We start from the raw sequence: 21,273 nt of genomic DNA on the forward strand, positions 1-21,273 counted from the left end.
CACCACCCACCGCAACGCAAGGAGACACATGGCCCGGCTCGTTGACCTCGGCGACCGCGACTTCGCCGTCGAGGTCGAAGGCGAAGCCCCACCTCAGCCCGTCGACGGCGGTCTGCTGCTGCCGCCCGGCCGGGTGGCCCTGCTGCACGGTCTCGGCGACGCGCTGTTCTACCGTCACGGCCACAACTCCTGGAGCCCGTGCGGCTGGCGCCGGCTCTCCGCCGAACCGCTGCGCATCGAGAGCCCCGAGCGCCGGCTGACGGCGGACGACCCCGTGTGGGACGATCCCGCGCGTCACCACTCCTCCGCCGTCGCCGCCCTGCAGGGCGCGGACGGCCGGGTGCTGCTGCTCGGCGCGCTCGGACTCGACGTACCCCGGCTGTCGGCTGACCGGGACACGCTCGCCGGGTGGTACGAGCGCGCGGGTGCCCCCTGGTTCCTCGCCTACGGCGACGAGGACACGGTCTTCACGGACTACGCCCGCCATCTCGGCGCACACATGGGACGCGGCAGCGGACGCGCCGGCAACGTGTGGTGCAGCTGGTACGCCTACTACGAGAACATCACCGAGGCACGGCTCGCCGAGGACATCGCCGCCCTGCGCGGTCTGCCCTTCGACGTCGTCCAGGTCGACGACGGCTGGGAGGAGGCGGTGGGCGACTGGGAGGCCAACGCCAAGTTCCCCGCCGGGATGCGGGCCCTGGCCGGGCGGATCGCCGACGCGGGTCTGCGGCCCGGGCTCTGGCTCGCGCCGTTCATCGTCCACCCCGCCTCGCGCACCGCCCGGGAGCGGCCCGAGCTGCTGCTGCGCGGCGACGACGGGGCCCCCGTGGTCGCCGGTCACAACTGGGGCACCGGATACTGGGCGCTCGACCTCACCTCCCCCGCCGCGCAGGAGCACCTGCGGGGGATCGTTCACCGGGTCGTCGGGGAGTGGGGCTTCACCTATCTCAAGCTCGACTTCCTGCAGGCCGGGGCGGTGCCCGGCGCCCGGTCGGCGGACGTCGGCCGCGAGGAGGCGTACCGCACCGGGCTGCGGATCATCCGCGAGGCGGCGGGCCCCGACGTGTACCTGCTCGCCAGCGGGGCGCCGTTGCTGCCGTCGCTGGGCCTGGCCGACGGGGTGCGCAGCGGCCCGGACGTCGCCCCCATGTGGGAGCACTACGCCACCCAGGACCCCTCTGACGCGCTGGCCCGCAACGCCGTCGTCAACACGGTGCACCGGCTCTGGCAGAAGCCGCTCCTGGAGGTGGACCCGGACGTGGTGTACTTCCGCAGCCGCCTCAACCTGCTCACCGAACAGCAGCAGCGGTGGCTGCGCGATCTCGCCGACGTGTGCGGGTTCCGGGCGGTCTCGGACCCGCCGGGGTGGCTGCGCCCCGAGGAGCTGCGAGCGATGACCGCCTATCTGGAGGCACGACCGGTGGTGGACAGGCTCGGCCGGTACCGCTTCGCCCTCGACGGACGGGAGGTCGATCTCACCCCGGCCGTCTCCCCGGAGACGGAACAGCGGTATCCGATCGCCTGACCTCCGGCACGAACGCGTCCGCCGAACCGAGTTAGTAAACTCCTCAGCATTATCCAGCGGCGCGCACGGCAACCCTCGCAGGGAGTGACCAAGCATGGCGACGACCGGAACAGATCTGTCCCGGATGCGCGAGATGAACCAGCTGACCATCGTGTGGGCGCTGCGCGGCAACCCCCCGTCGACGGTCACCGAACTCGCGGGCCGGGCCGGTCTGTCGCGTCCCGCCGTGGACGTACTGGTGCAGGCGCTGGTCGCCGAGGGCTGGGCGGAGGTGCAGGAGCCCGGGGCCGGCAGCGTGGTGGGGCGCCCCGCCCGCCGGTACCGGTTCCGGGCCGACGCCGGCCATGTGCTCGGCATCGACGTCGGTGTGCACAAGGTGCTGGCGGTCCTCAGCGACCTGGAGGGCAACCTCGTACGGACGCTGCGCCGGCCGGTCGACCCCGACGCGCCGCCCGCGGCACGGCTGGCGGAGGTCGACGGGGTGATCGACGACGTGCTCCGGGCGACCGGCAAGACACCGGACGACGTCTGGGCGCTGACGGTCGGGGTGACCGGCCCGGTCGACGCCGCGGGGCGGACCAGCCTGTCCACTCCGCTGCCCGGCTGGACCGAGGCCGATCCGGTCGCCCACCTGGCGACCCGCTTCTCCTGCCCGGTCCGGGTGGAGAACGACTGCAAGCTGTCCGCCGTGGCCGAGCGCTGGAAGGGGGTGGCACAGGACGCCGACGACATCGTCTTCCTCCTCGCCGGACTGCGCACCGGCGCCGGTCTGATCCTGGACGGCACCCTGCGCCGTGGCCACGGCGGCGCCGCGGGGGAGATCGGCGCCCTCAAGGCGGTGCGCTGGCTCACGGCTCCGGACCACCTCCAGTCCTGCCCGGGGATCCCGGCCACGGCCGCCCCGGGCGAGGCCGCCGCGTGGGTCTTCCAGGCGGCCCGGGACGGCGACCGCGAGGCCAGGACCGCGGTGCGCCGCTACACCCGCGACCTCGCGGTGGGGGTGGCCGCGCTGGTGCTGACCCTGGACCCGCAGGTCGTCGTCTACGGCGGCGGCTTCTCGCGCTCCGCCGACGTGGTCCTCGAACCGCTGCGCCGCGAACTGACCAAGCACTGCCTGCGCCTGCCGGAACTGCGCGCCTCCACGCTCGGCGACGAGAGCGTCGCCCTGGGCGCGGTGCGCCTGGCGCTGGACGAGGTCGACGACCGGCTGCTGGGCGACGGGCTCTCGGCGCCGGCCGCACCACGCCGATAGGCACCCGGCACACCGGAGCCGGGGCCCGGTGTACCGCTCCGGCACGCCCGAACACCGCATATCCACCACTCCTCCCCTGCCGGGAACGAAGGGACAGCACGTGAGCCACCGTGACCAGACAGCGATGCCGGAGCTGCGCGTCGGCGTGATCGGCGTCGGCCAGCGCGCACCCGTGGCCGCGCTGGCGAACCGTCCCGGCGTCGCCCGGGTCGTCTCCTGCGCCGATCCGGATCCGCGGGGCCGGGACGACGCCAGGGCCCTGTTCGGACCGGACGTGGCGCTGCACGAGCACTACGAGAAGATGGCCGACGACGAGCTGGACGCCGTGTTCGTCCTCACGCCGGACCATGTGCACACGCGGCCCGCGCTGTTCTTCCTGGCCGCCGGGGTCCCGGTGTTCGTGGAGAAGCCGCTGGCGATCACCGTCGAGGACTGCGACGCGCTGCTCCAGGCCGCCCACGACTCCGGCACCCGCCTGTACGTGGGTCACAACCTGCGCCATCTCCCGGTGCTGCGGCGGATGCGCGAGCTGATCGACGACGGCGCGATAGGGCGGGTGCGGGCCGTGTGGTGCCGGCACTTCGTCGGGCACGGCGGGGACTACTACTTCAAGGACTGGCACGCCGAGCGGGCCAACACCACCGGGCTGCTCCTGCAGAAGGGCGCCCACGACCTCGACGTGATCCACTGGCTCGCCGGGGGCTACTCCAGGAACGTGGTCGCGCAGGGCGCCCTGGCGGTGTACGGCGACAACCCGCGGCGCGGGGCCGGCGACCCGGCCCCGGCGGGCGGGCGCATGCCCGACTGGTTCGACCCGGAGGTCTGGCCGCCGTCCGCGTTGCGGGAACTGAATCCCGTCGTCGACGTCGAGGACATCAGCATGATGCTGACCCGCCTGGACAACGGCGTGCTCGCCAGCTACCAGCAGTGCCACTTCACGCCGGACTACTGGCGCAACTACACCGTCATCGGGGACGAGGGCCGCCTGGAGAACTTCGGGGACGGCATGGAGGGCGACCCCGCGACGATCCAGGTGTGGAACCGGCACCGCTCCGGCTACCGGCGCGACGCCGACCTCACCGTCCCCGTCCCCACGCCGTCCCAGGACGACCACGGCGGCGCGGACCGGGCGCTGGTCGACGAGTTCCTGCGCTTCGCCGCCGCCGGCGGCCCCACGGACACCTCGCCGGTGGCCGCGCGCGAGGCGGTCGCCGCCGCGGTCGCCGCGACGACCTCGCTGCGCTCGGGCGGCACCCCGGTCGACGTACGCCCGCCGTCGGCGGCGATCGTCGACCACTTCCGGCAGCACCAGCCCGCACGGCCCGCGGGCCGGGGGCCGCGGAGCTGACCCGCGCGGCGCACGCGAACGCGCCGGCCCGGCCTCCCCCTCCGGGCCTTCGGGGCGGTCGCCCGCGGTCCGACGCGGGCGCTGTTCCGCGCGCGGGCCGGCAGCGGCCGCTACCACCCGGACGCCCGAGCAGGTCCACGGCTTCCTCGCACAGTCGGCCGGTCCGGCACCTGTCGCTCACCGGCGCACCGGTGTACGGTCTCGGCTCGAAGCCTTTGGGAGCGCTCCCATAATGCACCCCATCCCATCCCGTCGCGCCCCATCGCGCTCCTATTGTCATGCTCGCGTCATCGAGGGAGGAATCCGGTGAAACGACTTCTGGCTCTGCTCACGGCCGTCGCATCGGCCATCGGCCTCGCAGCACTCGCCGGACCACCGGCACAGGCCGCGACCGGCTGCAAGGCCGAATACACCGTCACCAGCCAGTGGGAGGGCGGCTTCCAGGCAGGGGTGAAGATCACGAACCTGGGTGATCCCGTCAGCGGATGGACGCTCCGGTTCACGCTGCCGGACGCCGGACAGAAGGTCGTCCAGGGGTGGAACGCGTCCTGGTCACAGTCCGGTTCCACGGTCTCCGCCCAAGGCGTCGACTGGAACCGCACGCTGTCCACCGGCGCGTCGGCCGACCTGGGCTTCGTGGGGTCCTTCACCGGCGCCAACCCGGCGCCCACGTCCTTCGCGCTCAACGGCGTGACCTGCACCGGTTCCGTCACCGAGCCGCCGACGGATCCCCCGACCGACCCGCCCGCGGCCGGCACCCCGGCCGCCGTCAACGGACAACTGCACGTCTGCGGCGTACATCTGTGCAACCAGTACGACCGTCCGGTACAGCTCCGCGGCATGAGCACGCACGGCATCCAGTGGTTCGGCCCCTGCTACAGCGACGCGTCCCTGGACGCACTGGCACAGGACTGGAAGTCGGACCTGCTGCGCATCGCCATGTACGTGCAGGAGGACGGCTACGAGACCGACCCGGCGGGCTTCACCGGCCGGGTGAACACCCTGGTCGACATGGCCGAGGCCCGCGGCATGTACGCGGTGATCGACTTCCACACGCTGACCCCGGGCGACCCCAACTACAACCTCGACCGCGCCAAGACCTTCTTCTCCTCCGTGGCCGCCCGCAACGCGGACAAGAAGAACGTGATCTACGAGATCGCCAACGAGCCCAACGGCGTGAGCTGGACGGCCGTCAAGAGCTACGCCGAGCAGGTCATCCCGGTGATCCGGGCCGCCGACCCGGACGCCGTCGTCATCGTCGGCACCCGCGGCTGGTCCTCGCTGGGCGTCTCGGACGGCGCCGACGAGAGCGAGGTGGTCGCCAACCCCGTGAACGCGACCAACATCATGTACGCCTTCCACTTCTACGCCGCGAGCCACAAGGACGCCTACCGCGCGACGGTGAGCCGGGCGGCCGCGCAACTTCCGCTGTTCGTCTCCGAGTTCGGCACGGTGAGCGCCACCGGCGGCGGGGCGGTGGACCGTACGAGCAGCATCGCGTGGCTGGACCTGCTCGACCAGTTGAAGATCAGCTACGCGAACTGGACGTACTCGGACGCCGACGAGGGCAGCGCGGCGTTCAAGCCGGGCACCTGCGAGGGCACCGACTACGGCAGCAGCGGCGTGCTGACCGAGTCCGGGGCTCTGCTGAAGAGCCGGATCAGCACCGCCGACAACTTCCCGACGAGCTGACCCCGGCCGGGGCCCCGGAACCGGCCGGGGCCCCGCGCGAATTGACTGATTGACGGCGGCGCCCCGTGGGCAGGGAGGCAGGTGTCATGAACACGACTCCTCTCCCCCACAAGGAGGTCGAGCATGCACGTCCGCACACTGACCGGGCACCTCGCCGTGGCCGCACTGCTGTCGTTGCCGCTGCTGAGCGGCGAGGCCGTGGCCGCGGTCCCGTCGGCCGACGCCGCCGGCGTCCCGGCCGCGGCCCGGGTCCTCACCTACGACGCGAGCGGCTCCGCCGAGTTCAGGGCCGCGGTCGACCGGGGCGCGGCGATCTGGAACGAGAGCGTCGAGGGCGCGGAACTGCGTCCGGCCACGGCCGGGCAGCGGGCCAACATCCGCGTCCTGGCCGACGACGGCTGGCCGCGGGCGCTCACCACCTCCCTGGGCAACGGCACCGTCTGGATCGGCCGTCAGGCGGTGGACCAGGGCTACGACACGGTTCGTATCTCGTCCCACGAACTCGGCCACATCCTGGGACTGCCGGATCGCAAGCCGGGACCGTGCTCCAGCCTGATGTCGGGCTCCACTGCGGGCACTGCGTGCACGAACCCGTACCCGAACGCGGCGGAGAAGGCGGAGGTCGAGGACAACTTCGGTGAGGCGGCCGGTTCGCCGTCGGCGGTCGCGGAACGGGTGCCCGTACTCGTCGAGGACTGACCGGACGGGGCCGCCGGGGTGCGCCGTGCGTGGAAGCCGTGAAGAATCCGAGCACACTTCCGGGAGGTCAGACCCCCGGCGGAAGACTCGGGGCACTCGCTCGGCGCACCGAACAGGCGGAGCGCCGACCCAGTGTTGGGAGACCGATCGACCATGTTCTCTCTGGTACGGACAAGAGCGCGGACAGCGGCGCTCGCGCTCTCGGCCGCCGCGGCCCTCGTCCTCGGCGCGACCACCGCGACCGGCGCGACCGGCGCCCCAGCGGCCCCTGCTCCCGTGAAGCAGGGGCCGACCTCGGTGGCCTACATCGAGGTGAACAACAACAGCATGCTCAACGTCGGCAAGTACACACTGGCGGACGGGGGCGGCAACGCCTTCGACGTCGCCGTGATCTTCGCGGCGAACATCAACTACGACACCGCCTCGAAGACGGCCTACCTGCACTTCAACGAGAACGTGCAGCGCGTCCTCGACAACGCGGCCACGCAGATACGGCCGTTGCAGCAGAAGGGCATCAAGGTCCTGCTGTCGGTGCTGGGCAACCACCAGGGCGCCGGCTTCGCCAACTTCCCGTCCCAGCAGGCGGCTTCGGCGTTCGCGAAGCAACTCTCGGACACGGTGGCCGAGTACGGCCTCGACGGCGTCGACTTCGACGACGAGTACGCCGAGTACGGCAACAACGGCACCGGCCAGCCCAACGACAGCTCGTTCGTGCACCTGGTGACGGCACTGCGCGCGAACATGCCGGACAAGATCATCAGCCTCTACAACATCGGCCCGGCCGCGTCCCGCCTGTCGTACGGCGGCGTCGACGTCTCCGCCGAGTTCGACTACGCCTGGAACCCGTACTACGGCACCTGGCAGGTCCCCGGCATCGCACTGCCCAAGGCGCAGCTGTCCCCGGCGGCCGTCGAGATCGGCCGGACCTCGCAGAGCACGGCCGCCGACCTCGCCCGGCGCACCGTCGACGAGGGGTACGGCGTCTATCTGACGTACAACCTCGACGGCAGCGACCGCAGCGCCGACGTCTCCGCCTTCACCAGGGAGCTGTACGGCAGCGAGGCGGTCTACACGCCGTAGGACGCGCACGCTTCGACAACGATGTCAGGCGCGCGACGGCACGTGGCGGGCGTCCGCTCCGGGCGCCCGCCCTCAGGGGCGCGGACCGGCGGCCCCGGGGCCGCCGGTCGGCGCCGGGCCCCACGGGGCCTCGAGCGCGGCGCGCAGCGCGGCGACCGCATCCCGGCCGATCCGCTCGGCGAGCGCCTGCTCCAGCCGGTGCAGCACGCGGTCGGCCTGCTGATGGGCACGCCGACCCTCCGGGGTCCGCCGGATCAGCCGCCGCCGGGCGGAGGCGGGGTCGGGCGCCTGTTCCAGCAGTCCGAGCTGGACCAGGCCGTGCACCGCCTGATGCGCGGTCTGCCGGGTGACGCCCATCCGCCGGGCCAGCTCCGAGACCGTCGTGCCGTCCTCGTCCAGCACGCTGAAGAGGCCCAACTGCGTCAGGGAGACCTGGGACGCGCCGGCCTCCCGCAGAGCGGCGAGCAGGGCCTCGTCGAACCAGCGCCGGGCATCGCCCAGCAGCTGCGGGAGGTTGCGGTCGGCGGGATGCATCAGTTCCTCACGGGGGTGGGCGGTGGGCCGGTCCGTCGGCCCACTTGGCGGTCGGCGACCCGTTGTGTCAGGCTACCTGACATCGAACGGGCGACGACACGGGAGAGCCATGACCATCGAGTACGCCACACGCTACCGGCGCGCCTCGCGCATACCCGCCGAACCGGGCAAGCCGTACTTCATCGAGAAGGGCGAGGGAGACCGTGCCCACCTGTTCGGCGACCTGATCACGATCTACGCCGGCGGCGAGCAGACCGAGAACACCTTCAACTTCTTCACCGTCGAGGGCCCCAAGGGCGACATCATCCCGGCCCATCTGCACACCGACACCCACGAGGTCTTCTACATCACCCAGGGCGCGGTCCGGCTGTTCGTCGAGGACACCGAGGGCCATCAGCAGGAGAAGCTGCTCACCCCCGGCGACTTCGGCTTCGTGCCCAAGAACTGCCGGCACGCCTACCGGATGGAACGCCACCACAGCCAGGTCGTCGGCGTCGCCGCCGGCCCGGGCCGCACCTTCGAGCGCTTCTTCGAGAGCCTCGGCACGCCCGCCGAGGCCCTGGGACTGCCGCCCGAGCCCTATGTGCCCGAGCCGGAACGATTCGCCACAGTGCCCCGGGAGTACGACGTGCGGTTCCTCCCCGACCACCAGTGGCGCACCCCGTGACCGCCGGGCACCGCCCCCTGCGCGAGCTGATCGCCGCGCCCCATCCGGACCTCGCTCCCCTGCCGCCCGCGGCCCGCTGCCCGTCGGGGAGCCGGGTGCTGCGGGGCGTCCCTTTCGCCGAACGCGCCGGGAGCCGGCCCCTGGAGCTGGACCTCTGGCTGCCCGAGAACACCGGGCGGAAGACACTTCCCCTGGTGCTGTTCGTGCACGGCGGTGCCTGGCTCCGCGGCCGCCGCGACGACATGGGCATGCGGACCCGGGACTGGGATCCCGGACCGTTCGCGCGGATCGCCGCGGCCGGAATCGCCGTGGCCTGCGCCGACTACCGGCTCAGCGGCGAGGCGCCGTTCCCCGCGCCCGTCGACGATCTCCGCGCCGCGCTGCGCTGGCTCGGTCTGCGCGCCGCCGAGCTGGGCCTGGACATGGACCGCACGGTGGTGTGGGGCGAGTCGGCCGGCGGACACCTGGCCTCCCTCCTGGCCCTCACCCCGGGCCCCGGACCGGCCCCGGTCGCCGCCGTCGTCTGGTACGGGCCGGCCGATCTGACCACCGCCCGCGGCCCGTTCGATCCGCGGTCGTCCAGCACGCCGGAGGCCCTGCTGCTGGGCGGCGCCCCGGCAGACCGCCCGGACCGCGCACGGGAGGCCAGCCCCCTGGCGCACGCCCATCCGGGCGCGCCCCCCATCCTGCTCGTCCACGGCGAGGAGGACACCATGGTCGCGTGCTCGCACAGCCGGGATCTCGCCGGGCGGCTGGACGAGCTGGGCGCGCCGGTGCGTCTGCGCACCGTGCCCGGCGCGGACCACGGCTGGCACGGTCTGCCGGCCGCCCGGGTCGAGGAGATCTTCGACCAGTCGCTGCGGTTCGCCCAGGACTTCACCCGGCCGGACGCCGGGGCCCGGTGAGCGTCAGTCGAGTACGAAGACGCCACCGGCGGTGGTCGCCAGGGCGGGCCCGAGGGCGGCCGCCGGCGTCCAGGCCCCCGGCTTGCCGTCGCCGCCGGCCAGCAGTTCGGTGACCGTGGCGGTGACGTCCGTGGTGAAGTCCATGGCCTCGCCCGCACGGAGCCATCCCTCGCGCCGGGCGCCGTCGGCCCACTCCACGACGGCGTGTCCCCAGGAGTGCTCGCGCGGGCGGGGCGCGGCCTTGGTCGTGACGCGGCCGAGCCGGCTCACGGCCCGGCGTCGCAGCGCCGGGACGGACAGCACCCGGCCCAGCAGCGGGAGCAGGGCACGCACGAGCGGGGTGGTCGGAGCGAGGGCGGACGTGGCGGTGACGAACGGTGCCCCGCTGACCGCGTGCGCCGCGACCAGCTCTCCCGACGCGACACCCGCCGACTTGGCGGACGTCCCGTCCGGGAAGGTGAGTCGCCGGGGGTCGGCGCCCAGGCGCGCGGCCACCGGCCGTCCGTTCTCGTAGCGCCGCCCGCCCGCGACCAGCGCGTCCACGATGCTGGCCGCCAGGGCCGTGCCGAGCACGCCCGCCTCGGCGGCCACCGAGGCGACGGAGTCGACCCGGACCCGGTGCGGCGCGGGGCGCTGCTCGCACAGCTTCGCCACCACCGCCTCCGTCGCCAGCACCCCGAATCCGGCTCCGGTGACCAGGGTGCTGCCCGCCCGTACCGCTTCGTCGTGCAGGGCGAGCAGCCCCTGCACGGAGCCCACGTCGTTGGCCTGGTCGACGTAGTGGCCGCCGCCGGACATGCAGGCGCGGGCGATCACCGGCGCCGTGGTGGCGTAGGCGCCCATGGTGTTCACCACCACCCGCGGGCGTCCCCGGACGATCTCGTCCGCGATCCGTTCCGCCGAGTCGGCCACGACGACCTTCGCGTCCGCGGGCAGACCGGCCCGGGCACCGGCGGCGGCCATCCGCTCCCGGCTGCGCCCGACCGGTACGACCGTCAGCCCCCGCTCGGCCAGTCGCGCGGCCACGCCCCGGCCCACCCGGCCGGTCGCCCCGACGATCCACACCTCGACGCCGGCCCGGTCCCCGCTCGCCGTCCCGCTCGTCGTCCCACTGTTCGTTCCGCTCGTCCTGCCGGTCTCGGTCATGCGCACGCCCCTGCCTGCTCAGGTCCGCACCGGGGTCGGGCCCCAGTGATGACACACCGTGCCATGACTTCAGGCTAGCACCGACGACACAGTGAGACATCATTTGTTAGGGTCGACCCATGGCAAGGTGGGATCCAGGTGCCGAGCAGCGCCTGAAACGGGCGGCTCTGGAGCTCTACCTGGAGCACGGTTACGACAACGTGACGGTGACGGACATCGCCGAGCGGGCCGGGCTCACCCGGCGCTCCTACTTCCGCTATTTCCCCGACAAGCGCGAGGTCCTGTTCGGCGGTTCGGAGCGGCTGCCCCCGGCGCTGGCGGAAGCGGTTCTCGCGGCGGACCCGGACGCGGCTCCGCTCGCCGCCGCCCTCGACGCGCTGTCCCGCGTCGGCACCCGGCTCCTGGAGCAGGTGCAGGACGTGGCGGAGCGCCGGGCGGTCATCGACGCCAGCCCCGAGCTGCAGGAACGCGAACGGACCAAGGCGGCCGCGGTCACCCGGGCGCTCCGCGACGCCCTGGTCCAGCGGCAGGTCGAGGCCGAGACGGCCGAACTCGTCGCTCAGCTCGCCACGGTGGCCTTCGGCCACGCATTCCGGCAGTGGATCGACGCCGAGGGGCGGACGAGTTTCGGCAGCTGCCTGGACGCGGTGACCGGCCGGCTGCGGGACGCCCTCGCGGAGACCTGAGCGGCGGCAGGGGGCGGCCCGGCCCCCTGCCGCCGGGCGGACGGGTCAGCGCAGTCCGGCGAAGAGGTCGTTCTCCGGTACGGCCGCGCCGGTGGTGTCCCGGACCCGTACGAACGTCTCCATGCCCATCAGCTCACCGAACCTCTCCTTGCCCATCCTGAGGAAGAAGATGTTCTCGCCCTGACTGGCGTGCGCGGCCAGCGCGTCGAACTTCTGACCGCTGAACGCGGTGGTGTCCACCCAGGTGGTGATCTCGTCGTCGGGGAGCCCGATCTCCGCCATCGCGGCGGCCTCGGCCGGGTCCGGCTCCGGCATGTCCGGCTCGAACTCGCGCATGAGTTCACCGAAACGCCCCATCATCGAGCGGGGCGCCGTCGTCCAGTACACCTTCGGCGTCAGCTCCGTCAGCTCCAGGGCCGCCATGGTGATGCGGTGCGCCTGAATGTGGTCGGGGTGGCCGTAGAAGCCGTTCTCGTCATAGGTGACGACCACGTCGGGCCGGTAGTGCCGCATCAGTTCCGCGAGCCTCGCGGCGCCTTCCGCCACCGGGGTACGCCAGAAGGACCCGGGGGCGTCGTTGCTCGGCCAGCCCGCCATCCCGGAGTCGGCGTAGTCCAGCATCTCCAGATCGCTGATCTTCAGGACCTCGCAGCTCTCCTCGAGTTCCTGACGGCGCATCGCGGCGACAGCGGCCGGGTCGTGCCCTTCGTCGCCCGGCTTGACACCCCCCGGTCCGTCACCGCAACCGCCGTCGGTACAGGTGACGAGTACCGTGCGGACGCCCTCGGCCGCGTACCGGGCCAGGACGCCGCCCGTTCCGGTGGCCTCGTCGTCGGGATGGGCGTGCACGGCCATGAGTGTCAGGGGTCGGTTCGTCATGGAAAAGTCCTCCTGCGGACACAGATATCGCTTGCGTACGGCGGGCACGGCGGTCCCGGGAACCGGCGCCGCAGCCTTCGCCCATGCAACAGCACGGGCAGGCCGCGCTGTTCCCCGCCGGGGTCCGAATGGTCAGTACGCGTGATCGGGGCACGGGTGCGACGGCCGACCCGGTGCCGCCACGGTCCGTCGTCGGCCGGGCAGGCGGCGTTCAGCTCGGCGCCATCGGGCGGTCGGCGCGGGTGAGCAGCATGCGGGCTGATCCCCTTCCGTCACCCGTTCCGTGGAGCCCCCGATGAGCGCAGAGGAACAGAGCAGTGGTCGCCGTCATCCCGACAGACGCGGGGTGTTGCGTGCGGCAGTGGCCGTACCGGCGGCCGGTGCCGTGGTCGCCGGTACGGCCACCGGCCCGGCCGAGGCGGCCGATGCCGCCGGGCGGTCCGGCGGCCGGTTCGACGCCGACAGTCCCCGGTTCGCGCTGGCGGTGCTGCCCGACACCCAGTACCTGTTCGACGCCGACAGCGCCGACCCCGCCCCGCTGCGGGCGACGTTCCGCCACCTCGTCACCGAACGGGCCGCTGCCAACATCGCGTTCATGACGCACCTCGGCGACGTGACCGAGCACGGCACCGAGGACGAGATCGGGCTCGCGGCCGACACCTTCCGCGTCCTGCACGGCCGGGTTCCGTACAGCGTGCTCGCGGGCAACCACGACATCCCGTCGTCCACCGACGACCAGCGGGGCGACTCCGCCTACCTCGCCGCGTTCGGGCCCGGCCGCTACCGGTCCATGCCGACGTTCGGCGGTGCCTCGCCCGACGGCTACAACAGCCACCACGTGCTGCGGGCCGGCGGCCGGCAGTGGCTGGTCCTCGCCCTGGACTGGCGGATCTCCGACCGGGGCCTGGCGTGGGCGCAGGGGGTGCTCGACCGGCACCCGACCCTGCCGGCGGTGCTCACCACGCACGACATCGCCTGGTCCGGGGAGGACGGCGAGGCCGTGCTGTCCGACCACGGCCGACGCCTGTGGGACGGCCTGATCAAGGGCAACGACCAGATCTTCCTGGCACTCGGGGGGCACTACTGGCCGCCCGGGCGCACCGTGCTGACCAACGACGCCGGGCACGACGTGCACGTCCACATCACCAACTACCAGGACCGCTACTACGGCGGCGCGGGAATGATCCGCACCTACGGCTTCGACCTGGTGCGCGGCGTCGTCGACGTGGAGACGTTCTCGCCCTGGTTCCTCGCCCGCGACCCCGGGGCGCGTTCCCCGCTGGCGGCCGAGACGCTCGAACTCACCGGTCCCGCCGACCGGTTCACGCTCGACATCGACTTCGACGAGCGGTTCGCCGGCTTCGCCCCCAGGCCCGTGCCGAAGCCCCGGCCGGCCCGGGCCGTGATGCCCCGCGGCACGCTCGCCTACTGGCGTTTCGACGCGTCCGGGACCGACGCGGCCCAGCGGCCGGGTGCGCCCCTGCCCGACGGCACCGTGGTGCGGGACCTCACCGGCCGCGGGAACGACCTGACGGTGCGCCGGCTGCACGCCAGTGGCGCCGACGCGCTCACCTGGTCGCAGGACCACCACCGCGGCCAGCCCGCGCACGCCAGCCTCCGCTTCGACGGCGGTCAGGGCCCCGACCGCGGCGCGGTCCTCACCACCGCCGACGGGGCGGCCCTGAACAGCGAGAAGTTCCCGCGCGGCTACACCATCGAGACCTTCGTCCGGCTGCCCGAGCCGTTCGAGGGCAACCACGACTGGATGGGCATCCTCAGCTGGGAGGGCCGCAACGGCGACGCGGGCAAGACGACGGGCTGGTCCCCGCTGGAACCGACGTGCAGCCTCAACCTCTCCCCCGAGCGCTTCCTCCAGTTCGTGGTCTACCCGCACCGTCAGGACGCCGACCCCACGTCGTGGAGCCACGCGGTGCCGGTCGGGCGCTGGATGCACATCGCCGTCGTCAACGACGGCCGCCGCACGGTGATGTACGTGGACGGCTCGAAGATCGCCCGCAACCCCGCCCAGCCGTCGACCGGCATCGCCACCCTCGGCAAACCGTTCGTCCTGGGCGGCACGCAGTTCGACGAACGGTTCGGGCAGGGCTTCTACGGCTGGCTGGGCGACACCCGGATCGTCGGGCGTGCCCTGCCGGTGCGGGAGTTCCTCACTCCCCCGGACTGAACGGCGTCACGGTGCTGCCCGTGGGATCGTTCGGGCCCGGCGTGACGGGCCGGGGTCCCAGCGACTCGCCCTCCCAGAGCAGCGCCCGCCACCCCTGGTCGGGCGCGCCGGAGAGTACGACGACTCCGGTGTTCGCCAGGGGGTGCTGGGCGGCGTAGGCGACGTCCACGTTGTCGGCGCGCGCCGCGACCCACATGCGGATCGCGGCGCCGTGGCTGACCATCACCGCGGTCCGCGCGCCGCCCTCCTGGGCCTCGGCGACGACGGCGTCGAAACGGGCCAGGGCCTCCGCCCCGTTCTCTCCCCCGGGCATCCGCAGCCGTACGTCCCCCTCGGACCAGGCGAAGGCGGTGTGCATGTAGGTGTGGGCCGCCTCTTCGTCGCCGCGCATCTCCAGGTCGCCGGCGGTCAGCTCCCGGATACCGGCCCGGATCCGCACCTCCAGGCCGGTCGCCGCGGCCAGGGGGGCGGCGGTCAGCTGCGTGCGTACGAGAGTGGACGCGTACAGGGCGTCGATCCGCTCCGAGGCCAGTGCGCCGGGCAGCGCCGCCGCCTGTTCCTGGCCGAGGGCGGTCAGCCCCGGGCCCGGCTCGGCCGTGTCCAGGAGGTGCTTGAGATTGGACGGAGTCTGGCCGTGCCTGACGAGCAGGAGACGCATGCGACGGGGACCTTCCGGGGGACGACGGGGCACCTCCACTGTGCCACGCGCCGCCGGGGACGAGCCGTGCCCCACCGGTCGTGGAGGGTGGCGTCGCCGAGGCCGGTGAGCCGACGCGCGCCCGGTGGCCGGGCCGGTGCGGGGGTCACGCCGGGTCCACGCGGGACACCGCACCCCCGATGGCGAGGACGTACAGCTCCCCGTCGCCGCGCTGGGCGAAGGACACGACCTCGCCGCCGTTCACCCCGAGGTCGTGCTCGGCGGTCACCTCGCCGTTCTCGATCTCCAGGGAGCGCAGGGTGCCGTCGCAGTAGTCGCTGTAGACGTACTGGCCCCTGAGGCCGGCGATCGCCGCGCCGCGGTACACGTAGCCGCCGGTGACGGAGCAGCCGAGGCCGGTGCGGTCGTACTCGTGGATCGGCGGGACGTGGTCGGCGGGCTCGGTGCCGCCGCGGAAGGGGTGCGTTCCCTCCATCCGCGACCAGCCGTAGTTCTCGCCGCCCGGGCTGCTCGCCGGCGCCCAGTCGATCTCCTCCCAGGCACTCTGGCCGACGTCGGCGACGAGCAGGTCGCCCGTTGCGGAGTCGAAGGAGAACCGCCACGGGTTGCGCAGCCCGTACGCCCAGATCTCGCCCTTGGCTCCGGGGTCGCCGGCGAAGGGGTTGTCCTCCGGGATCGCGTACGGGTCGCCGCCCTGGGGGTCGATGCGCAGCAGCTTGCCGAGCAGGGTGTCGAGCCGCTGACCGTTGCCCTGGGGGTCGCCGCCGCCCCCTCCGTCGCCGAACGCGATGTAGAGGTGGCCGTCGGGGCCGAACGTGATGTCGCCGCCGTTGTGGTTGGACTCGGGCTGCTCCTGGGTGAGGACGGTGCGCCGGGTGTCCTGCCGGACCGTACCGTCCTGGACGGCGAACTCGTCGATGGTGCTGGTGCCCTGGAGGTCGGTGTAGGAGAGGTAGAGGTGCGCGAAGTCCGGGTCGAACGTGATCCCGAGCAGGCCGCGTTCGCCGTCGGTGGTGGTCTCGTCGGAGATGTCGAGCACGGGTTCGCCGAGTCCGTCGTCGTCCAGGACCCGGACGGTGCCCGCTCGTTCGGCGATCCAGACCGTGTCCTCGGGTCCCGCGGCACCGGCCGTCGGGTTCTCGGCCCGGGCCACCTCGGTCAGCGCGACCTGCGCCGCGGTGCCGGGGGCGCGGGACTCGTCGGCGGATGCCGTGGCCAGGGCCAGGGACCCGGCCAGTCCCAGCGTGCCGATGATCGCCGAAATGCGGGTGCGAACTTTCACCATGGCCTCCCGGAGGCGGTGAGTGGGGGGAAGTTCCGTCGCCGGCCACCACCGAGAATAGGGGGCCGCGGCATCCTGGCCCAGACCAATGCTCCGGCGCGATGGCAAGGGCCGAAAAGAACTGGACGGGTGCCGCCCGCGCCGGTAGCTTGCGCTGGACCGTGACACCGCCCGAGGAGGTGAGACCCATGAACCGTGTATCGACGTGGGTGCTCCCCCTTCCCGTCATGGCCGGCGACTGACCCAGGTGTCGCCGGGAGCGCCTCGACCACCAGGCACTCCCGAAAGGCAACACCCATGGACTCCGGACTGTTCACCCCCGAGCCGTCGTCGAAGGACCCGGCCGGGTACGACTTCGACGTGATCATCGCCGGTTGCGGACCGACCGGCGCGACGCTGGCCGCCGAACTGCGGCTGCACGGGGTGCGGGTACTCGTCCTGGAGCGGGACAGCGAGCCCGCTTCGTTCGTCCGCATCGTCGCCCTGCACATGCGCAGCCTCGAACTGATGGCCATGCGCGGGCTCCTGGACCGTCTGCTCAGGCACGGCAGAAGGCGCCCGGCCGGCGGACTCTTCGCCGCCATCCCCGCACCCGCTCCCGCGGACCTGGACTCCCCGTACGCCTGTCTGCTGGGCATCCCGCAGCCGGTCGTCGTCCGGCTCCTCGAGGAACACGCGGTCGCCCTGGGGGCCCGGGTCCGGCACGGGGCGGCCGTCGCCGGTTTCGAGCAGGACGACGAGGGCGTCACCGTGGAGCCGGCCCAGGGTGAACGGCTGCGTGCGCGCTACCTCGTCGGCTGTGACGGCGGGCGCAGTACGGTGCGCAAGCTGCTCGGGGTCGGCTTCCCGGGCGAGCCCTCGCGGAACGAGACGCTGATGGGCGAGATGGAAGTGGGCGTGCCTCGGGAGGAGGTCGCCGCCGGGGTGGCCCGGGTCCGCGAGAGCCGCACGCGGTTCTGGCTGCGCCCCTTCGGCTCGGGCGTCTACAGCGTCGTGGTCCCCGCCGCGGGAGTCGGCGATCGCGCGGAACCGCCCACCCTCGACGACTTCCGGCAGCGGCTGCGGGCCGTCGCCGGTACCGACTTCGGCGTGCACTCCCCGCGCTGGCTGTCGCGTTTCGGGGATGCCACCCGGCTGGCCGAGCGCTACCGGGTCGGCCGGGTGCTGCTGGCCGGGGACGCGGCACACATCCATCCGCCCACCGGCGGACAGGGGCTCAACCTCGGCGTCCAGGACGCGTTCAACCTCGGCTGGAAACTGGCCGCGCAGATCGGCGGCCGGGCACCGGACACTCTGCTGGACACCTACCAGACCGAGCGTCGGCCGGTCGCCGAGGACGTGCTGGACAACACCCGCGCCCAGCTGGAACTGCACTCCGCCGAACCGGGTCCGCGGGCCGTGCGCAGGCTGCTCACCGAGCTGATGGACATCGACGAGGTGAACCGCCGTCTCACCGAGAAGATCACCGCGACCGGCATCCGCTACGACTTCGGCGAGGGCCCCGACCTGCTCGGCCGCCGCATGCCGGACGTCGACGTGGCCCAGGGCCGCCTCTACGGCCTGCTGCGGCGCGGACGCGGCCTGCTGCTGGACCGCACCGGACGCCTGACCCCCGGCGGCTGGTCGGACCGCGTGGACCACCTCGCGGACCCCACCGCGGCGCTGGACGCGCCGTGCGTGCTGCTGCGCCCGGACGGTCACGTCGCCTGGATCGGCGCGGACCAGCGGGACCTCGACGGACACCTGTCCCGCTGGTTCGGCGAGCCCGCCGGCTGACGCGCCCCGGGCGGCCGACGGGGGCCGCCGCTCAGCGGGAGGGCTGGACCCGGTCGAAGACCGCGAGGGCCTCGGCGGGGTCCGGACTCACCAGGCGCTGAAGACCGTCCGCCGTGATCCGGGCCCACCGCTCGGCCCGCGTCCACATCCGTTCCTCGAAGGCGCGGACCGCCCCGTCCAGGTCCCCGTCACCGGCGGCGACGACGGCCTCGGCCAGCTCGGCGCCCTCCAGCAGGGCGAGGTTCGCGCCCGCCCCCAGGGGAGGCATCAGATGGGCGGCGTCGCCCACGAGCGTCACCCCGGGGACGTGGGTCCAGGTGTGGGCCACGGGCAGGACGTGCAGCGGGCGGTGGACGAAGGCGGTGCCGTGGCGCAGAAGGTCGAGGAGAGGGACGGTCCAGCCGTCGAACAGCGTCAGCAGACTCGACCGCACGGCCTCGGCGTCTGCCGCATCGAGATGCGTGAGCCAGTCCCGCGGCGCGCGGAACTGGGCGTACACCTTGACGTGGCCGCCGCTGTTGCGCTGGGCGACGAGCGCCCGGTTCACGCCGTACACGGCCACGGAACCGTCGCCGACCAGCCGGGCGAGGCCGGGGTGGCGGGTGTCGATGTCGTCCAGGGAGGTCTCGATGGCGGTGACCCCGGTGTAGTGCGGCGTCACCGCGGAGACCGCCGGGCGGGTGCGGGACCAGGCGCCGTCCGCGCCGACCACGAGGTCGAACGTCTCCTGCCGTCCGTCCTCGAAGTGGACCCGCGCGCCGCCCCCGGCCCCCGGCACCACCTTCGCCACGCCCTGCCCCCACCGAACGTCCAGGGGGCCGAGCAGCAGGTCACGAAGCTGCCCGCGGTCGATCTCGGGATTGGCCCGGTCGTCCGGACCCGGTCGCCAGTCGCGCAGCACCGTCCCGTCGGTGTCCAGGATGCGCATGGCCTGCCCCTCGGGACGGGACACGGCCTGGAAGTCCGCGAGCAGCCCCGCCTTGTCCATGGCCAGCTGGCCCAGCCCCTCGTGCAGGTCCAGCATGCCGCCCGTGGGCCGGGCGTCGGGGCCGGGGTCGCGTTCGAGGACGGCGACGAGGTGGCCGTGGCGGTGCAGGACGCGGGCGAAGGCGAGTCCGGCGGGACCGGCGCCGACCACGGCGATACGTTGTCTCATGTCGATACACTGTATTGTCGCTCTACGGTGTCTCGCAACAGTACGGTGGGGGCATGACTGTCTGGGACCGGCCGGAGCCGCCGCATCGCCCCGTTCCGCTCGACCGGGAGCGGATTGTCGCCGCGGCGGTCGCGCTCGCCGACGAGGGCGGACTGGCGGCGGTGTCCGTGCGCAAGGTGGCCGCCCGGCTGGACGCCGGCCCGATGCGGCTGTACGGCTTCATCTCCACCAAGGACGAGCTGTTCGACCTCATGATGGACGCCGTGTACGCCGAGATCCTGCCCGGGGAGCCGCCCGGCGACTGGCGGGAGGCGCTGCACGGACTGGCCCACCGCACCAGGCGGGCCGCGCTGCGGCACCCCTGGCTGGCCGATCTCCTCGGCGGCCGGCCGGCCCTCGGCCCGAACGCCCTCGCCGTGAGCGAGGCCACGCTGGCCGCCCTCGACGGCCTCGCGGACATCGACACGGCCATGCGCGCCGTGGAGACGGTCAGCGCCTACTTCACCGGCGCGATCAGGCGCGAGCTCGCTGACCTGCGGGCCGAGCACGCCACGGGCCTGTCCAGGTCCGAGTGGCAGCGCACCCGCGGCCCGTACCTGACCGGGATGCTGGACACGGGCCGATTCCCGGCGCTGGCCAAGGCCGTGTACGACGGTGCGCACGTGGACGCGGAGGAGACCTTCGCGACCGGCCTGGACTGGGTGCTCGACGCCGTGGCCGCCAGACTCACGGGCATCGACGGGCGTGGAGCGCCGGGGCGTTGACGTCGGTCACCTCCGGCCGGGGCGAGCGGGGACGGGCACCAGCCGGTAGGCGTCATCGTGTGCGACGACCCGGCCGGCGGTGGGCGGCGCGAAGTGGGTGCCCAGGACGAGGGTGTCCGTGCCGGCCAGCGACCCGAGCAGCTCGCGGCGGGAGGCCTCGGCCCGTTCAGGGGCGATGTCGACGCAGGCTCCGACGCCGGGGTGGGCGAGCTGAACGGGGTGGTGGAGGCAGTCGCCGGTGATCAGCGCCGTCCGGCCGCGGCTGGTCAGCTCGACGGCGACATGGCCGGGCGTGTGCCCGGGGGTGGGGACCAGGCGCACTCCCGGGGCGGCCTCCAGCCCTTCGGCGGGGACGTCGACGAGGTCGAGCTGCCCCGCCTCCTCCACCGGGAACACGGAGTCGCGGAACATCTGCCTGCGCGCCTCCTCCATGCCGTACCCGGCCCAGAACTCACGCTCGACGCGGGCGGTCAGGTAGCGGGCGTTGGGGAAGGTGGGGACCCATGTCCCGTTCTCCTGCCGGGTGTTCCAGCCGACGTGGTCGGCGTGCAGGTGGGTGAGGAGCACCAGGTCGACGGAGTCCGGGGGGAAGCCGGCGTCGGCAAGGCGCTGGAGGTAGTCGGTGCGCAGGTCGTGCCAGGCGGGGTTGGCCCGCTGCTTGCCGTTGCCGATGCCGGTGTCCACCAGGATGCGCGACCCGCCGACGGTGAACGCGAAGCTGTGGCTGTCGAGGTGCAGGGTGCCGTCGTCGGCGGCGAAGTGGGGCCGCAGCCAGGGCTGCCCGGCGACGAGGTCCGGGGTGGCGCCGGGCAGCAGCCATGATCCGGTGGCGGCGGGCAGGGCGACCTCGTCGATGCGGTGGACGGTGACGTCTCCCACCGTCCAGGAGGGGGCGGCGGTCCGGTCGGGGGCGGGGGCGGTGCTCATGGTCGGTCGCTTCCTTCGGGTGGGTGTCGGTGGGCGCGGGGCGAGACCCTTCGCACTAAAAGCTATGCGTTTGCGTTTAGACCACGGTAGGACCTAGAGTCCACCTAAC

At 73.2% G+C, this 21,273-nt stretch carries 19 protein-coding genes; 12 read left to right on the forward strand and 7 right to left on the reverse strand.

Features of this window, described 5'->3' with window-relative positions; all coding sequences use genetic code 11:
• Positions 1-28 precede the first annotated feature (28 nt).
• The 6 genes from K7854_RS11520 to K7854_RS11545 all read left to right on the forward strand — a co-directional run bounded on the left by K7854_RS11520 (position 29) and on the right by K7854_RS11545 (position 7,599).
• Positions 29-1,528, forward strand: a complete 1,500-nt coding sequence (locus tag K7854_RS11520; protein WP_226026319.1) for a glycoside hydrolase family 36 protein — start codon at positions 29-31, stop codon at positions 1,526-1,528.
• 94 nt (positions 1,529-1,622) lie between these two features.
• Positions 1,623-2,780, forward strand: coding sequence for an ROK family transcriptional regulator (locus K7854_RS11525; RefSeq protein ID WP_226026320.1), 1,158 nt, complete (start codon positions 1,623-1,625; stop codon positions 2,778-2,780).
• Between the two features lie 124 nt (positions 2,781-2,904).
• Positions 2,905-4,128: a Gfo/Idh/MocA family protein gene (locus K7854_RS11530; protein WP_226026340.1), complete on the forward strand. Its 1,224-nt coding sequence runs from the start codon at positions 2,905-2,907 to the stop codon at positions 4,126-4,128.
• Between the two features lie 306 nt (positions 4,129-4,434).
• On the forward strand, positions 4,435-5,820 hold the full coding sequence (locus K7854_RS11535; protein WP_226026321.1) for a cellulase family glycosylhydrolase: 1,386 nt from the start codon (positions 4,435-4,437) through the stop codon (positions 5,818-5,820).
• A gap of 123 nt (positions 5,821-5,943) precedes the next feature.
• Entirely contained in the window at positions 5,944-6,519 is a 576-nt protein-coding gene (locus K7854_RS11540; RefSeq protein ID WP_226026322.1) for a snapalysin family zinc-dependent metalloprotease, read from the forward strand.
• 153 nt (positions 6,520-6,672) lie between these two features.
• Positions 6,673-7,599: an endo-beta-N-acetylglucosaminidase H gene (locus K7854_RS11545; protein WP_226026323.1), complete on the forward strand. Its 927-nt coding sequence runs from the start codon at positions 6,673-6,675 to the stop codon at positions 7,597-7,599.
• A gap of 72 nt (positions 7,600-7,671) precedes the next feature.
• On the opposite strand, the gene K7854_RS11550 is transcribed toward K7854_RS11545, so the two are convergent.
• Positions 7,672-8,133 carry a MarR family winged helix-turn-helix transcriptional regulator gene (locus tag K7854_RS11550; protein ID WP_226026324.1) on the reverse strand — a complete coding sequence of 154 codons (462 nt, stop codon included), beginning with the start codon at positions 8,131-8,133 and terminating at the stop codon, positions 7,672-7,674.
• 109 nt (positions 8,134-8,242) lie between these two features.
• Here K7854_RS11550 and K7854_RS11555 point away from each other — a divergent pair, with 109 nt between their 5' ends.
• Positions 8,243-8,800, forward strand: a complete 558-nt coding sequence (locus K7854_RS11555; RefSeq protein ID WP_226026325.1) for a quercetin 2,3-dioxygenase — start codon at positions 8,243-8,245, stop codon at positions 8,798-8,800.
• Complete coding sequence (locus K7854_RS11560; RefSeq protein WP_226026326.1) at positions 8,797-9,705, forward strand: alpha/beta hydrolase; 909 nt, start codon at positions 8,797-8,799, stop codon at positions 9,703-9,705. The genes K7854_RS11555 and K7854_RS11560 overlap by 4 nt, the downstream gene beginning before the upstream one ends.
• Positions 9,706-9,708: 3 nt before the next feature.
• Here the strand turns inward: K7854_RS11560 and K7854_RS11565 are convergent, their stop codons facing one another.
• Positions 9,709-10,851: a saccharopine dehydrogenase NADP-binding domain-containing protein gene (locus tag K7854_RS11565; protein WP_226026327.1), complete on the reverse strand. Its 1,143-nt coding sequence runs from the start codon at positions 10,849-10,851 to the stop codon at positions 9,709-9,711.
• Positions 10,852-10,970: 119 nt separating this feature from the next.
• On the opposite strand from K7854_RS11565, the gene K7854_RS11570 reads away from it, so the two are divergent.
• Positions 10,971-11,537, forward strand: a complete 567-nt coding sequence (locus K7854_RS11570) for a TetR/AcrR family transcriptional regulator (RefSeq protein ID WP_226026328.1) — start codon at positions 10,971-10,973, stop codon at positions 11,535-11,537.
• Between the two features lie 45 nt (positions 11,538-11,582).
• Here the strand turns inward: K7854_RS11570 and K7854_RS11575 are convergent, their stop codons facing one another.
• Positions 11,583-12,416, reverse strand: coding sequence for a PIG-L family deacetylase (locus tag K7854_RS11575; RefSeq protein WP_226026329.1), 834 nt, complete (start codon positions 12,414-12,416; stop codon positions 11,583-11,585).
• A gap of 295 nt (positions 12,417-12,711) precedes the next feature.
• Between K7854_RS11575 and K7854_RS11580 the strand changes: the two genes are divergently transcribed.
• Positions 12,712-14,601, forward strand: a complete 1,890-nt coding sequence (locus K7854_RS11580) for a LamG-like jellyroll fold domain-containing protein (protein ID WP_226026330.1) — start codon at positions 12,712-12,714, stop codon at positions 14,599-14,601.
• Here the strand turns inward: K7854_RS11580 and K7854_RS11585 are convergent.
• Together K7854_RS11585 and K7854_RS11590 are read right to left on the reverse strand one after the other, a co-directional pair.
• On the reverse strand, positions 14,585-15,259 hold the full coding sequence (locus K7854_RS11585) for a histidine phosphatase family protein (RefSeq protein ID WP_226026331.1): 675 nt from the start codon (positions 15,257-15,259) through the stop codon (positions 14,585-14,587). The genes K7854_RS11580 and K7854_RS11585 overlap by 17 nt on opposite strands.
• A gap of 145 nt (positions 15,260-15,404) precedes the next feature.
• Positions 15,405-16,541, reverse strand: a complete 1,137-nt coding sequence (locus K7854_RS11590) for a PQQ-dependent sugar dehydrogenase (protein ID WP_226026341.1) — start codon at positions 16,539-16,541, stop codon at positions 15,405-15,407.
• A 297-nt stretch (positions 16,542-16,838) separates the two neighbouring features.
• Between K7854_RS11590 and K7854_RS11595 the strand changes: the two genes are divergently transcribed.
• Positions 16,839-18,317, forward strand: a complete 1,479-nt coding sequence (locus tag K7854_RS11595) for an FAD-dependent monooxygenase (protein WP_226026332.1) — start codon at positions 16,839-16,841, stop codon at positions 18,315-18,317.
• Positions 18,318-18,348: 31 nt separating this feature from the next.
• Here the strand turns inward: K7854_RS11595 and K7854_RS11600 are convergent, their stop codons facing one another.
• Entirely contained in the window at positions 18,349-19,473 is a 1,125-nt protein-coding gene (locus tag K7854_RS11600; RefSeq protein ID WP_226026333.1) for an FAD-dependent oxidoreductase, read from the reverse strand.
• A 53-nt stretch (positions 19,474-19,526) separates the two neighbouring features.
• On the opposite strand from K7854_RS11600, the gene K7854_RS11605 reads away from it, so the two are divergent.
• Positions 19,527-20,237: a TetR/AcrR family transcriptional regulator gene (locus K7854_RS11605; RefSeq protein ID WP_226026334.1), complete on the forward strand. Its 711-nt coding sequence runs from the start codon at positions 19,527-19,529 to the stop codon at positions 20,235-20,237.
• Positions 20,238-20,243: 6 nt separating this feature from the next.
• Here K7854_RS11605 and K7854_RS11610 read toward each other — a convergent pair whose 3' ends face one another.
• A complete protein-coding gene (locus K7854_RS11610) occupies positions 20,244-21,164 on the reverse strand; it encodes an MBL fold metallo-hydrolase (protein WP_226026335.1) in 921 nt (306 codons plus the stop codon).
• Between the last annotated feature and the right edge of the window lie 109 nt (positions 21,165-21,273).

This window comes from Streptomyces hyderabadensis, from assembly GCF_020404845.1.
GTDB lineage: Bacteria > Actinomycetota > Actinomycetes > Streptomycetales > Streptomycetaceae > Streptomyces > Streptomyces hyderabadensis.